General features: G+C 67.5%; 10 protein-coding genes, 1 tRNA gene and 1 pseudogene. 5 read left to right on the top strand and 7 right to left on the bottom strand.

Translation table 11 applies throughout. The features are described 5' to 3' along the window. Positions 1-300 precede the first annotated feature (300 nt). Positions 301-1,815, bottom strand: coding sequence for a restriction endonuclease (locus tag STRCI_RS17935; RefSeq protein WP_269659962.1), 1,515 nt, complete (start codon positions 1,813-1,815; stop codon positions 301-303). 1,094 nt (positions 1,816-2,909) lie between these two features. Then, entirely contained in the window at positions 2,910-3,149 is a 240-nt protein-coding gene (locus STRCI_RS17930) for an Imm32 family immunity protein (RefSeq protein ID WP_269659961.1), read from the bottom strand. A gap of 373 nt (positions 3,150-3,522) precedes the next feature. Between STRCI_RS17930 and STRCI_RS17925 the strand changes: the two genes are divergently transcribed. Next, a complete protein-coding gene (locus tag STRCI_RS17925; RefSeq protein WP_269659960.1) occupies positions 3,523-3,984 on the top strand; it encodes a hypothetical protein in 462 nt (153 codons plus the stop codon). A 280-nt stretch (positions 3,985-4,264) separates the two neighbouring features. Here the strand turns inward: STRCI_RS17925 and STRCI_RS17920 are convergent, their stop codons facing one another. Next, on the bottom strand, positions 4,265-4,789 hold the full coding sequence (locus STRCI_RS17920; protein ID WP_269659959.1) for a hypothetical protein: 525 nt from the start codon (positions 4,787-4,789) through the stop codon (positions 4,265-4,267). Positions 4,790-5,285: 496 nt separating this feature from the next. On the opposite strand from STRCI_RS17920, the pseudogene STRCI_RS17915 reads away from it, so the two are divergent. Continuing rightward, positions 5,286-5,816 (top strand): annotated as a pseudogene (locus tag STRCI_RS17915) (tyrosine-type recombinase/integrase); the annotation flags it as partial. A gap of 68 nt (positions 5,817-5,884) precedes the next feature. Here STRCI_RS17915 and STRCI_RS17910 read toward each other — a convergent pair. The 3 genes from STRCI_RS17910 to STRCI_RS17900 form a co-directional block, all read right to left on the bottom strand. Next, positions 5,885-5,960: transfer RNA gene (locus STRCI_RS17910), tRNA-Arg, on the bottom strand. Between the two features lie 37 nt (positions 5,961-5,997). Beyond that, positions 5,998-7,566: an IclR family transcriptional regulator domain-containing protein gene (locus STRCI_RS17905; protein ID WP_269659958.1), complete on the bottom strand. Its 1,569-nt coding sequence runs from the start codon at positions 7,564-7,566 to the stop codon at positions 5,998-6,000. Positions 7,567-7,680: 114 nt separating this feature from the next. Continuing rightward, positions 7,681-8,976, bottom strand: coding sequence for a M6 family metalloprotease domain-containing protein (locus STRCI_RS17900; protein ID WP_269659957.1), 1,296 nt, complete (start codon positions 8,974-8,976; stop codon positions 7,681-7,683). Positions 8,977-9,254: 278 nt separating this feature from the next. Here STRCI_RS17900 and STRCI_RS17895 point away from each other — a divergent pair, with 278 nt between their 5' ends. Together STRCI_RS17895 and STRCI_RS17890 are read left to right on the top strand one after the other, a co-directional pair. Further along, positions 9,255-9,899 carry a TetR/AcrR family transcriptional regulator gene (locus STRCI_RS17895; RefSeq protein WP_269659956.1) on the top strand — a complete coding sequence of 215 codons (645 nt, stop codon included), beginning with the start codon at positions 9,255-9,257 and terminating at the stop codon, positions 9,897-9,899. Between the two features lie 88 nt (positions 9,900-9,987). Further along, positions 9,988-11,529 (top strand): MFS transporter, encoded by a 1,542-nt coding sequence (locus tag STRCI_RS17890; RefSeq protein WP_269659955.1) that lies wholly within the window; start codon positions 9,988-9,990, stop codon positions 11,527-11,529. Positions 11,530-11,676: 147 nt separating this feature from the next. Here the strand turns inward: STRCI_RS17890 and STRCI_RS17885 are convergent, their stop codons facing one another. Beyond that, positions 11,677-12,192 carry a MarR family winged helix-turn-helix transcriptional regulator gene (locus STRCI_RS17885; RefSeq protein WP_269659954.1) on the bottom strand — a complete coding sequence of 172 codons (516 nt, stop codon included), beginning with the start codon at positions 12,190-12,192 and terminating at the stop codon, positions 11,677-11,679. A 104-nt stretch (positions 12,193-12,296) separates the two neighbouring features. Here STRCI_RS17885 and STRCI_RS17880 point away from each other — a divergent pair, with 104 nt between their 5' ends. Further along, positions 12,297-13,082, top strand: coding sequence for a dioxygenase family protein (locus tag STRCI_RS17880; protein WP_269659953.1), 786 nt, complete (start codon positions 12,297-12,299; stop codon positions 13,080-13,082). The last annotated feature ends 375 nt before the right edge of the window (positions 13,083-13,457 follow it).

Here is a 13,457-nt window from a genome sequence, read left to right as displayed (position 1 = left end):
GCTTGGATTAGCTACGTCCCGGGATGCGGAAGCGACTACTGATTCGGGTGTACGTCATCGGCGCCACTGGACACCCCGACCGAGTCAAGATCGAATGCGCAGTTGGGTGCCGTGGTGGGACCTTAGCTTGGGAAGCTGCGATCTCGTGGGGCCGGTCTGGGCGCTGACCTGGGTGAACGGTTGCATCGTGGCTCGATCGAGCTGTCCGCTTTCACCGTGATTCCCCGCTGTTCCCCGCTCGATCTGGTGCGGTTGTGGTGCAGTGCTGTGGCTTGGCCTCCGCTGTGCCCGGACGGTGGCTCATTGGATGTCAGAGGGCTGCCAACCCGGAGGTGTCTTGGGAAGGTCGATCAAGACGTCCATATTCAGGTGTTCCTTGAGCAGCGCCTTGAGATTGCGCCCGTTGATGAGCTGCATCCTGCCGTTTCGGTGAGCGAAGTCAGCGCTTGCCTTGCCAAACCAAGAGGTCGTCACCAGGACTCCGCGACTAGCAGCCTTGTCGTGCATCACCCCCGCCAATGCCCGAACCGTCTCAACGGGCACTGCATTTTTGGACCTCTTCGCCTGGATGGCGAAGACAGTGGTCCCGACCGGGTCCCGCTGGACCGCGACGGCGTCCACACCGTCATCTCGCGAGCCCTGAGTACGCCACGTCTCGAAGCCCATCGCTTCGAACAGTTCGCGTACAAGCCGCTCAAACGCAAAGGGGTCCATCTGCAGGAGGTCGGGTCGGCTGTCGAGTCCTGCCACGGCGCCGACATCCGCCGTAATGCGGTATCGCGACAGATCGATCTCAACGACTGGGGGCACTGCCTCCAGGTCGTGCGGATGGCGGGAGACGACAGCGCCGAGGTACTTCAGGCTCTCCTGCGCATCGAGCTCGGGCTCGTCCAATACGAGTTCGTCGAACTGCTCACGCTGGGCGACCACGCTCACCAGGCAAGGTCGCACCGGCCGCCCGGTTGCGCGATCCTTCGCACTCACATGCCCGTTGAACACCACCGTTGTGACGAGATCAGGCGGGGTGGTGGAGAAGGCCTCGTCCAGTGCGCGCAGGGCAAGGCGGGCGACCAGAGTGCGGTAAACCTTCTTCGTCTCGGCCTCCTTCCGCGGCTGAGCGACGATCTCAGTCCGCTGTGCCATAACCCGGTACGTCACCATGGCCGGCACTACATCAAGCTGAGGTAGTTCCACCTCAATGAGGAGCTGCTGAGCCTCAGGTATGTACGCCGCCCCCGCATCGACACGGCAGCCTTTGGGCACGGAAGAGCCACGCAGCACTTCCTCCACAGCGTCTGCAACGCCCTGCGGGCCCTGCTTGGCGAGTGCCTGCTCGACATAGGGGTGCCAGCTCTTGAGGTTCCTGGGCCGGTCCGTCAGCACCGCCTGTAGCTCCGCCAGGCGCTCTTGGGCCTGCCGAGTGCGCTTCTCGGCATCAGCCTTCAGCTCCAGCAAGCGCGTTTCTCGCGCCTGCTTCTGGCGCTCCTTCTCCACACGAGCCTGCTCCCGCTCGCGCTGCTCAGCTGCGCGCTGCCGTTCGGCCTGGCGCTTGGCCAACTCACGCTCGACACGGGCGACCTCACGCTCCTGTGCAGCTTGCTCCCGCTCCAGATGCTTCTGTCCTGCGGCCACCAGACGGGCGCGCTCGGCATCGGCTTTGGCGGCTTCCCGTTTCTGACGGCGTCGACGCTCCTCAGCGGCCTTCGCGGCCGCCTGCTCCTTCTGCTGAGCACGCTTTAGCTCAGCAGCCTTGGCCTGCTGCTTCGCTTTGTATGCCTCAGCGAGCACTTGCATCACTGACTTACGGCGCGCCACGAGTCCCCCACATGTCTCCCACCACCCTCGAAAGCCGAGCTGTGCCTCGCCAGGGCACCCCTCAGCGATACCCCGGTCTGCTGAACGAGAATCGTGGCGCTGCAAGCGCGGCCTGACCACTGCAAGGCCATGAGCTTGGGAAGCTTGGGCCTTCTGGCGGCTAGTACTGCCCGACCTGCGGTCGACCAGTGCTTCCAGCCCTCTCCGGAGCCCTGGCCAAGTCCCCGCTGGTCCCCGTGAGTCACCGCAGGATTTGGCACGTGAATGGCACGACCTTCCTCTCGTTCGTCTCGACAAGTCCCGTCGGCGGAAACGCTGGTGAGGCCTTGGGCGATGACTCTTGGTGAGGACCACTCAGAGGAGGGTGCTTTGACGGCGATCATTGGGCTTCTTGGTGCGATTCTCGGTGTCTTAGCCGGGGCTATCGCCACTTACCTGACGGCGCGATCCAACATGCGACTAGAACTTGAGCATTCATATGACAGGACTCTGCGAGACAAGAGGTTGGAGCGCTATCAAGAGCTCTTCCATATCTCTAAGTGTCTCCCGCGATACTGGCGGGCAGGTGAAAGTCCGACGAGGCAAGACTTGCTGCAGTTTAGCCGGGACTTCCATGATTGGTATTTTGGCGAGGGTGCGGGAGGAATGTTCCTCACTCCGGCGGCAAAGAGTGTGTACATGCGAGTGCAGAACAAGCTTGCGGAGGCGACACACCAGACGGCGAGCGAAAGCGGAGAGGAATCTCCCCTATCAGTCACCGAATCACAGGCTATTCGTGACCTAGCCAGCGAGCTACGACATCAGCTCGCCGAGGATGTTGGGGCTGCTAACCCGCCCCGCCTACGCTGGACGCGGCTGGGTCCGACAGTCCAGCCACCCGCGAGCGTCGGTGGCTAGGTCAGGCGACCAGCGGGCCCATACGGTCGCTACCGGGTAGCGAGGTTCTCCCCTGAACTGGAGTGCTCAGCTTGGGAAGCTTAGGGCGTCTAGGGCTTGCTTCGGGCCTGACCTGCGGCGGAGGGACGCAGACGCGTGATGGACGGTCGACGGGTTCCCCGCTGTTCCCCGTGGTTACCCGCAGGATCTGGCACGAGTCAATCGTCGTCGCACCGCTCCAAGACCAGGCCTACGGAGCCTTCTTCGAGTCCGTTGTTCTCCTCCAGGTGGAGATGAGCGCCATCCGGTGTGCCGTCCTGGGCGAGTGTGAGCAGGCGGCCGGCCAGGGTCTTCAGCCCGGCAGCGTTGGCCTCGATGACGATCTCTCCGCCCAGGTTGCGGACCTCGATGCGTGCGCCTTCCTCCCACGTGAAGACTCTGGTGGTTCCGTCGGTCACTGCACTCACGTGAGTGGTCATCGACGGAGCAGCGCTGGGTTCAGGGGCCATACACCAAGTATCGCGTCTCCAGGTCGGCCGCGATGGCGAGAACTGTACGGCGAGACATGGGTGATGACTCCTTCTTCCCGAAGCAACTTAGGCGGGGGCTTGTCCTTGTGCTGGTGTGCCGCTCACCTGGGTGGATGGTCCGCTGGCGTCCGTGATGGTCCGCTGTTGTCCGTTGGCGTTGTCACACAGATAGACACTCACCCCCGGCTCATTGAGGCACTGTCCTCGGGGCACACGTGTCCCCAGATGCGCTGGTAGATGTGCGCGCCCAGGACGAAAGGCACCCTCGACGAAGCAGCGGGCGTGCTAGACGATGATTTGGATGGCGTGGGACTGGGTGGGGACGACAGTTGCGGGTCTGTCCGGTGTGGTGGGGACGGTGTTCACCTGGCTGGCGGGAGCGCAGGGGCGTCAGCACGCGGCGCAGATGCTGGCCCAAACGCAGCAGGCTGAACGTCGAGCCAGACTGTGGCATGAACGTCGGGAAGCCTATTTTGGCGCGCTTCGTGTGATCGACCTCGATCTACGGCGCGAGCGGTACAAGGAGCTGGGGATGCTTGACAAGCTCCGTGAGGTTGAAGGGCATTGGACGAAGGCCAAACGGGTGGAGCTCACCACTGAGGCTGCAACTGCTCTGTGGGCGTTCGGTAGCGACCGCGTCAGGGATCTGGCCACACGGTGGATCACCGCAAGTGATGCGGACAACGTCGCAGAGATGCGCCAGATCGCGCTCGAGTTCCGGGCAACCGTCCGTGAAGAATTGCAGGATGACAGCCAGGGCTGACCTACGCGCCGTACAAACACGGCTCCGGAGGCCGCTTGGTACCTGGTCAAAGCAGCAGCTAGAGGCCTCGCGCTGGGTGGTCGAGGGCAATCGAGTCCACGGATAGTCCGCGACTGCGGAGCGCGGTTCGGTCTCGGAATTGGTTGCGGCTGCCTTCAGGCGGCCTGCCAGACGATGGCCCCGCCTGCTCAAGGGTGGAGCCACAACACGACCGCTCCGAACCTTCAGCACAAGCTTGGCTTCCAGCCTGGGAAGCTGGTTGCTCCCCAAGCTGCTGCGCCTATGGCTGGTTTTCTTGAATATGCCGCCATAGATCCCGCATCTGAGTAAACGGATGAATGGCATCCGGAATATCTTCTTCGCGCTGCCAAGCTCCCAGCCACTCCAGTGCCTGCTTAACCGTCGCGCGCATGGAATTGCGACTTATTACGCCAGGCTCGAAAGTGTTCAATGCCCACCAGAAGTTCAGAATTTCAAGGACGTCGAGTAGGCGAGTGCGAAGGACTTCGCAACGGAGAGTGCGTGCAGCCACTTCGGCTGGTGCGAAGAGGTCGCCGAATTCTGCGTTCCATCCGCTTTTCTTGGCCTCAGCCATGATTCCGGTCCAGGCAATACGGTCTCGCGCCTGTACGTTATTGAATTTGTCTGGCATGCTATTCAGGTGGCGACGAATGCGGATCAGCTCGCTTGCCAATGAGGCCACCGCGTCACTCTCCGCTATTTCTCGCCTTACGCTTGATGCTTTCTTCTGCTGATAAACAGTGGCAAGGAACGACAGCGCCGCACCGACGAACGCGCCCCCCAAGCCGAAGGCGGCAGTAATCCAGTCACACAGGCACGATGATGGCGTCGAACACCTTCGAGGAATACCGCTGAACGGGTTCTATAGCGATCGGCGGAGCTCCGTATGGTCGGACTCTTCCTCGCTTGAATCGCGACGACAGCACCCAAAGAGCGGAGCCAGCGAAGTTTCAATGGATGAGGCAGAACCGGTCTTCTTGCCCTGGGTGTTGTCGGGGATCTTGATGAGCTGGGTTATTGCTGGTCGGGGGCGGTGGGGCCGTGCGCCTGGTGGTCGTCGTTGGTCATCCTTGGCCACTGTCGAGCAACCTCGGACGGCCCAGGGACGGCCCAGCTTTGCCCGGTGCGGGGCCTCACTCGGCTGACGGCCGGCACCTTCGTCGCGGCCCGTCTCAGCCTCAGCCGACGAAAGTCCGCCACGACGGCGCGTCAGTCGACCGTCCAGGCGCGCGTGTGCCTCGCTGCACCCCCACCGGCCTCAGCCACGCTATCGGTGGGGTCGCCGAGGAGAGATCGTCGGCCTCCGGTGGTCGGACGTCGACCTCGACAATCGCGTTCTCTACGTCCGCCACCAGGTACAGCGTCGCCGTGGCGTCCTCTACGACGACGATCCCAAGAGCCGCCGCCGTCGGGCTGTGCCTCTTCCCGCGCTCTGCATCGCGCCCCTGCGCTGGCACCGCATGCGCCAGACGGACGCTCGCACCAAGGCGGGGGAGAGGTGGCAGGACTCGGACTACGTCTTCGCCACCCGCACCGGCCGTCCCGTCGAGCCGCGCAACCTCTACCGCTCCTTCACCCGCGTCGCCCAGTCCGCCGGCCTCCGCGTCATCCGGCTGCACGACGCCCGCCACGGCACCGCCACCCTCCTCACCGCGGCCGGGGTCGCGCCCCGCGTGGTGATGGAGATCCTCGGCCACTCTCAGATCAGCATCACCATGGACGTCTACACGCACGTCGTGCAGGACACCCAGCGCGAAGCCATGAGCCACATGGACCGGCTGCTCCGGAAGAGGCGCCCCATCCGCGAGTGACCGCCCGCGTTGATGTCAGAAGTAGATGTCAAAGGCCCCGGACCAAGATCGGTCCGGGGCCTTTTCGCTGGTGCCCCCGGCAGGATTCGAACCTGCGACACCCGCTTTAGGAGAGCGGTGCTCTATCCCCTGAGCTACGAAGGCGACAGGCGTCAGCGTACCGGATGTGGTCGGGAGGGGGTCAGGACATAGGGACGTGGGTGAAGCGGGTGGTGGTGCGGAGGTCGGATTCGATGGCGGTGGCTGTGGTGAGGAGGGGCGGGAGGAGGTGGGTCTCGCAGGCGTCCGGGGTGTGGCGGGCCGCGTGGAGGGAGACGCCCGCCGCCGCGATCACCCGGCCCGTGCGGTCGTGGATGGGGACCGACAGGGTGCGCAGGCCGTGTTCCCGGGCCTCGTCCAGGAGGACGTGGGGGGCGGCGGTCAGCAGGACCTGGCCCAGGGAGGTCGCCGGTGCCGGGAGGCGGGTGCCTGGGGGGATGTCCACGCTCATGACCCCGGGGGCCGTGACCGTCGCCGTGTAGTGGATCTCCTTGCCGTCCGGCGTGAGTACCGCCAGTGATGTTGACTCCTGGACGCGGGTCGTCAGGTCCATGAGGTGGGGGGTCGCCAGGCGGGGGAGCGTGGTGCGGGACAGCGGGGGGAAGCCGAGGGAGAGGACCGGGGGTGTCAGGGCGAACTTTCGGTCCGTCGGGCGTGTCACCAGGCCCAGGTGCTCGTAGGTGATCAGTGCCCTGCGGGCCGTTGCCCTCGCCAGGCCCGTCGCCTCCGCGATCTCCGTCAGGGTCAGCTGGGGTCCGGCTTCGTGGAACGCCGTCAGGACCGTCAGACCACGCGCCAGGGATTCCACGAAGTCGCGGCCCAGTTCCTGCTTCGAGGCGCCCGTCCACGACGCCAGACCGGAGGGCGGCGCCGAGGACTGCGGGGGTGGCGCCTCTCGTAGGCGGCGTTCCATTGTTGCTACGGCCTTCCTCAGGCGCGGGAGCAGCGCTCTGCTCAAGGCCGTCGCCGTGTGGCGGCTCGTGTGGCTGACCACGCTTGCCACGCAGGCGATCCGGTCACCGTCGGGGGAGCGGACGGGGGCCGACAGTGCCACCAGGCCCGGTTCGATCAACTGGTCGTCCAGCGACCAGCCTTCCTCCCGGGCCCGGAGCACGCGCTGCCTGAACTCCTCCTCCCCGCCCTGCCCTTGCCTCGGCGGTACGGACGAGAAGCCCCGGTCCTCCGGGTCCCGTGCCCGGCGTTCACGCCACGCGCTCCACTCCTCGTCCGTCCACTCCGTGGCGAACAGGGGCCCGGGAGCGGTGCGTTCGGCCGGGAGCAGGTCGCCGATGCGGAAGCTCAGGGACATGGCCCGGCGGCGCGTCGCCTGGTGGATGAAGCGGATGCCGTCGCCGTCGGGTACGGCGAGTGAGACCGACTCGTCCAGTTCGTCCGCCAGTTCGTCCGCCCGGGAAGCCAGGAGAGCCGGCAGGCGCAGGGATGCCAGGTACGCGTTGCCCAGTTCCATCAGGCGGGGCGTCACGACCGCGTCCCGGCCGTCGAGACGGACGTACCCCATGCGCGAGAGCGTGGACGTGATCCGGTCGACCGTCGAACGGGCCAGGCCCGTGGCGCGTTCGAGGCCGCTCGGGCTCATCCTCCCGCCCGCCGCCGTCAGCTCCCGCAGCACGGCGACCCCCCGTATCAGCGGCGCGACCGCCTCGGGCGGTACGGCGTCCCCATGGGCGGTGGGTGTGGTCGGTACGGGCATCAGCTCTCCGGTACGGCGATCTCGGAGCCCTACCGTAATGCCGGGCAGTCGTGGCGCCGGGTAACCGTAGTGCCGGGGAGGGGACAGGGGGCAGCGGCACCCACGCCCCGTCCTCTACCCCCGCGTAACCCGCACCACATGCTCCCCCGACGACCCCGACGACCCCGGCGACTCCTCGCCCACGCTGATCCGCACCCCCCTCTTCGGATCCCGGAAATCCTCCCCGGGAGTAAAGGGGGCGTCGGACAGCTCCGCGTGGACGTTGGGGCTTCGGGTGCAGCCGCCGCTGTCCTGGAGGCTGTCGTAGACGCGGACCGGGCCCTGGCCGGTGTCCACGTCGGCGTCGACCCGGTAGATCAGGACGCCGGGGCGGCAGACCGCTTCGTCGTTGCCGCCTTGGGCGCGCAGTTCCACGGCGTAGCCGGTGCGGCCGTCGAGCGGGACGAAGATCATTTTGGGGCCGCCGCGGCGGAACAGCGGGGTGAGGGTGTACTCCGTCGTACCGGAGGCCGTGGCGCAGCGGATCTGGGACGCGTCCAGCCAGCCGAGCTTCCACTTGTGCCAGCCGAGGAAGTCGTTGTTGGCGCCCCAGTCCTCGCTCATGATGTCCCAGTGGCCCACCGCGCCCCCGCCCTCCTGGGTGTAGAGGTCGGGCAGTCCGAAGACATGGCCGTTCTCGTGCGGCAGCACACGGTAGCCGGTGCGGTCGTAGGTGCCGGAGCCGTCGTCCTGGCGGGAGTAGACGAAGGAGGCGTTCGCGACGGGGACGCCGTCGGCGACCGGGGCCTCGGTGTTGCCGGCGAAGGTGACGGACAGGACCGTGTCCAGGGCGGAGGGGCCGGCGTTCGGGGTGACCAGGACGTTCAGGAAGTCGTAGCGGCGGAAGTCCACCTTCGGGTCGGCCGCCGTCACGATGTCCTGGACGAGTTCGCGGTAGCCGGGATCGAAGGGCGCGCCGCGCTCTATGCCGTACTCCTCGAACGCCTTCGGCATGCGCAGCCAGTTCGGGACCGGGGTCTCGGCGCGGTAGTCGAGGCGGCCGTAGGAGCTGGTGCGGAACCAGTCCCGGGTCTGGGGGAAGAACTCCCGGAAGCGGTTCAGGGCCCGGCCCTGGCCGCGGGCGTCGGAGAAGTCGATCATCAGGGTGAGGGCGCGGACCGTGCCGGTGGAGCGGGAGTAGCCGCTCGTGGTGGGCACGCCCTCCGACATCTGCACCGACGGACCGCCGGTGATCATGCAGGGGCCGAGTGTCGAGGAGTGGGCCAGCGAGATCGGGCCCGCCTTCGCCGTCGTGCCGCGCGCCGAGAGGTGTCCGGAGCCCGCCGAGGTGCTGACCGCCAGGGTCAGCGCGGTCACGGAGGCGAGGGCGGCGGCGCGGCGGGGGCGTATCCGACGGCTGGACGGCTGCATGCAGGGGCCCTTCGTCCACGGCAGCCGCCGGTCTGGCTGCACCCTTGCGATCACCCTCGGCCGAGGGGGGCGTGGGCGCGCGTTGGAAGAGCCCGAACGTGGCACCTCCGAGAGCTGTGACTCAGGTCACAGGAAATCTCTCGGAAGGCGGGAAATAACTGGGGACCCTCTCCCCGTTTAGACCTGTGTTCGCGTGAAACGGGGAGAGCTTCCCCGGATCGCGACCGAAGACCGTAGAACCACCCGAGAGACCGTAGAACCACCCGAGGAGGTACGCCGTGCGGACCGCAGTCCCCGTCCAGCGCAAGGTGACCCGGCCCCGCGCCGACGCCCTGCGCAACCGGGAGCGGATCGTCTCCGCGGCCCGGGAGATGTTCGTCGAGCACGGTCCGGACGTACCGCTCGACGACATCGCCCGCCGGGCCGGCGTCGGCAATGCCACGGTGTACCGCAACTTCCCGGACCGCGACGCGCTCGTGCGCGAGGTCGTCTGCTCCGTCATGGACCGTACGGTGGCCGCCGCCGAGACCGCGCTCGCGGAGCACGGCGACGCCTTCGAGGCCCTGGAGCGCTTCGTGCACACCGCCGCCGACGAGCGGATCAGTGCCCTGTGCCCGATGATCTCCAGCACCTTCGACCAGAACCACCCCGACCTGGAGGCCGCGCGCGAGCGGACCGAGCAGATGGTCGAGATGGTCATGGAGCGCGCCAGGGCGGCCGGACAGCTCCGTACGGACGTCGGTGTCGGTGACCTGATGGTCGCCTGCGCCCAGCTCAGCCGGCCCCCGGCCGGTGCCGGCTGCCTCAGTGCCGACCGCTTCGTCCACCGCCATCTCCAGCTGTTCCTGGACGGACTGCGGGCCCCGGCCCGTTCCGAACTGCCGGGCACGGCCGTCACCTTGGAGGACCTCCGCCAAGCCTGAGCGACCGACTCGCACCCTTCCTCCGCGCGTCCCATTCACGTCTTACTTACGTCTTTTTCCGTCACGAAGTCCCGAAGTGGGTACCTCCATGTCTCAAACAGCCGCCAAGGCTTCCTCAGTCCCCGATAGCAGCCCCGACAGCAATCGCTGGAAAGCGCTCGTCTTCATCGCGCTCGCCCAGCTGATGGTGGTCCTCGACGCCACCATCGTGAACATCGCGCTGCCCTCCGCCCAGCAGGACCTCGGCATATCCGACGGCAACCGGCAGTGGGTCGTCACGGCCTACGCCCTGGCCTTCGGTGGTCTGCTCCTGTTCGGCGGCCGCATCGCCGACCTGTGGGGCCGTAAGCGCGCCTTCGTCGTCGGCCTGGCCGGCTTCGCCGCGGCCTCCGCGCTCGGTGGCGCCGCCACCAACGAGGCCATGATGTTCGGCGCCCGCGCCCTCCAGGGTGTCTTCGGCGCCCTGCTCGCGCCCGCCGCGCTCTCCCTGCTCGCCGTGATGTTCACGGACGCCAAGGAGCGCGCCAAGGCGTTCGGCATCTACGGCGCCATCGCCGGTGCCGGCGGTGCCGTCGGTCTGATCCTCGGCGGCTTCCTCACCGAGTACCTGGACTGGCGCTGGACGTTCTTCGTGAACATCCCGTTCGCCGTGATCGCCGCCGCCGGTGCCTGGTTCGTCATCCGTGAGCCCGAGGGCGGCCGCAACCGCAACCCGCTCGACATCCCCGGCGTCCTGCTGTCCACCCTGGGCCTGGTCGCGCTGGTCTACGGCTTCACCCGCGCCGAGTCCGACGGCTGGGGCGACGCGGTGACGGTCGGCATGTTCGTCGCCTCCGGCGTCCTGCTGCTCGCCTTCGTCATCACCGAGGCCAAGGTCAAGGCTCCGCTGCTGCCGCTGCGCGTGGTCACCGACCGCAACCGCGGCGGGATCTACCTCTCGCTGGGCCTCGCCATCATCGGCATGTTCGGTCTGTTCCTGTTCCTGACCTACTACCTGCAGATCGTCCAGGGCTACTCGCCGGTCAAGACCGGCTTCGCCTTCCTGCCGATGATCGTCGGCATGATCACGGGCTCGACCCAGATCGGCACCCGGCTGATGACCCGGGTCGCCCCGCGGCTGCTGATGGGCCCCGGCTTCCTGCTCGCCGCGGTCGGCATGCTGATGCTGACCCAGCTGGAGGTGGACTCCTCCTACGCCGCCCTGCTGCTGCCCGCGATGCTGCTGCTCGGTCTCGGCATGGGTACGGCGTTCATGCCGGCCATGTCCCTGGCCACCATGGGCGTCAAGCCGCAGGACTCCGGTGTCGCCTCCGCGATGGTCAACACCTCCCAGCAGGTGGGCGGCGCGATCGGTACGGCGCTGCTGAACACGATCGCCGCCTCGGCCACCACCTCCTACGTCGCCGACCACATCGGCGGCGCCGCCTCCAGGTCCCAGCAGCAGCTGGTCCAGCTGGAGGGCATGGTGGAGGGCTACACCAGCGCGATCTGGTTCGCCGTCGGCATCCTGGTCGCCGCCGCGCTGATCGCCTTCACCTTCGTCAACGCCGGTAAGCCGGGCAGCGGTCCGGCGACCGCGTCCGAGGACGGCGCCGAGGAGGAGCTCGCGGTTCCGGTCGTCGCCCACTGACGACCCGGACCCACCTCTTCGGGACGGACCCGTACGTACGGGGAAGGGGACGCCCCGTACGTACGACCCAGGATCTGCCCCGGCCTCGCTGAGTGAGCGGCTCAGCGGAGCCGGGGCGGATCTGTGTCCACGGGGTCCGCGGGGTGTTCAGCGCAGCCAGGGCAGGTCCGCACCCGCTTCGTCGGGCTCGAGTCCCTCGGCGACGATCCGCATGATCTCGCCGAGGGACTTCTGCTGTTCCGGGGTGAGCCGGTCGAAGAGGGCGCCCCGTACGGCGGTCACATGGCCCGGCGCGGTCCGCTCCAGCACCGCCAGGCCCTCGTCCGTCAGCACCGCGAACTGGCCGCGCTTGTCGGAGGGACAGTCCTCGCGGCGCACCCAGCCGTTCTTCTCCAGCCGGGCGATGGCGTGCGAGAGCCGGGAGCGGGTGATCTTCGCGTACATCGCCAGCTCGGTCATCCGCAGCCGCCGCTGGGGGGACTCGGCGAGCTTGACGAGCAGTCCGTAGTAGATGTGCGGCATGCCCGCGTCCCGCTGGAGCTGGCGGTCGAGGTGGTCCTCCAGGAGGGTCGTCGCCTGGACGTACGAGCGCCAGACGCCCTGCTCCTCGTCGGTGAGCCAGCGGGTCTCTGCAGCGGGTGCGGATGCGGGTGCCGTGTTCATGGCTCCACTGTACGAGCAGTCTCCTTGAAACTTAAACCAACCGGGCCTATTCTGAGGTAGAGGTTTAGAATTCAAGTAATACGTCAGCCGGAGGAGCCGCCGCCATGACCGCCGCCAGCCAGGAGCGCATGCCCGCGCTCTACCTCAGCCACGGCGCCCCGCCCCTCGCCGACGACCCCGTCTGGCCCGGCGAGCTGGCCGCGTGGTCCGCCGGACTGCCCCGCCCGAAGGCGATCCTGATCGTCTCCGCCCACTGGGAGGAGGCCCCCCTCGCCCTCGGTGCCGTGGCCACCGTCCCGCTCGTCTACGACTTCTGGGGCTTCCCCGAGCACTACTACCGGGTGACGTACGAGGCCCCTGGCGCCCCCGAGCTCGCCGAGTCCGTACGCAAACTGCTGCGCGCCCCCGGCATCCCCGTGCAGGACATCCCGGACCGCGGCCTCGACCACGGCGCCTACGTCCCGCTCGTGGAGATGTTCCCCGCCGCCGACCTCCCCGTCCTCCAGATCTCCATGCCGACCCTCGACCCGGTCCGGCTGATGGAGATCGGCCGCAGGCTCGCGCCGCTGCGCGACGAGGGCGTGCTGATCGTCGGCTCCGGCTTCTTCACCCACAACCTGGCCGCGCTGCGCCAGGGCGGCATCCCCGCCTGGTCGGCGGAGTTCGACGACTGGGGCCGGCGCGCCCTGGAGAACCACGACTGGGACGCGCTGCTGGACTTCCTGCGCAAGTCCCCGGCCGGCCGGTACGCCCATCCGCGGACCGAGCACTTCGCCCCGCTGTTCGTGACCATGGGCGCGGCCGAGGCCGGGGGCGAGCTGGACGCGCAGCGGTCGGTCATCGACGGGTTCTGGATGGGGCTGGCCAAGCGGTCGGTGCAGTTCGGCTGACCGGGCGCGGGTGCCGCGTGTTCCCTGGTCATGTGAGTTTCCTGTGGGCTCGCCCGCCCTGGCAACCATCGGTGGGCACGACCCGTCTTCACGGGTGGAGAGTGGCCGACGGTGACGCTCTTCCGGTGTGACCGGGGTCTCGCATGGGCGGCGGCCACAGGGGTAGGCGAGGGCTTCGGGAACCCCCTCGACTCCTGGGCTGACCTGCACCTCTGCAGGGACCGGCGGCACCGCCCGACCCTGTGCGGTCGGACAGGGTACTGCATGATCAGAAAAATAGGGGGACGGGTTGGGAATTCTGTCCTGATTCCAGTCGTTGTTTCCATCGGATGCAGGGCACCCGAGGAGAGTCACCCGAGACGAGTGCCGGGCAAC

The organism is Streptomyces cinnabarinus, assembly GCF_027270315.1.
GTDB classification, from domain to species: domain Bacteria; phylum Actinomycetota; class Actinomycetes; order Streptomycetales; family Streptomycetaceae; genus Streptomyces; species Streptomyces cinnabarinus.
This window is presented reverse-complemented; position numbering and strand designations above follow the sequence as displayed.

Excerpts from the sequence above, each read along its gene's own strand:
- STRCI_RS17925 (WP_269659960.1), top strand. The coding sequence starts at position 3,523 with ATGGCGTGGGACTGGGTGGGGACGACAGTTGCGGGTCTGTCCGGTGTG.
- STRCI_RS17905 (WP_269659958.1), bottom strand. The coding sequence starts at position 7,566 with ATGCCCGTACCGACCACACCCACCGCCCATGGGGACGCCGTACCGCCC.
- STRCI_RS17900 (WP_269659957.1), bottom strand. The coding sequence starts at position 8,976 with ATGCAGCCGTCCAGCCGTCGGATACGCCCCCGCCGCGCCGCCGCCCTC.
- STRCI_RS17890 (WP_269659955.1), top strand. The coding sequence starts at position 9,988 with ATGTCTCAAACAGCCGCCAAGGCTTCCTCAGTCCCCGATAGCAGCCCC.
- STRCI_RS17885 (WP_269659954.1), bottom strand. The coding sequence starts at position 12,192 with ATGAACACGGCACCCGCATCCGCACCCGCTGCAGAGACCCGCTGGCTC.
- STRCI_RS17880 (WP_269659953.1), top strand. The coding sequence starts at position 12,297 with ATGACCGCCGCCAGCCAGGAGCGCATGCCCGCGCTCTACCTCAGCCAC.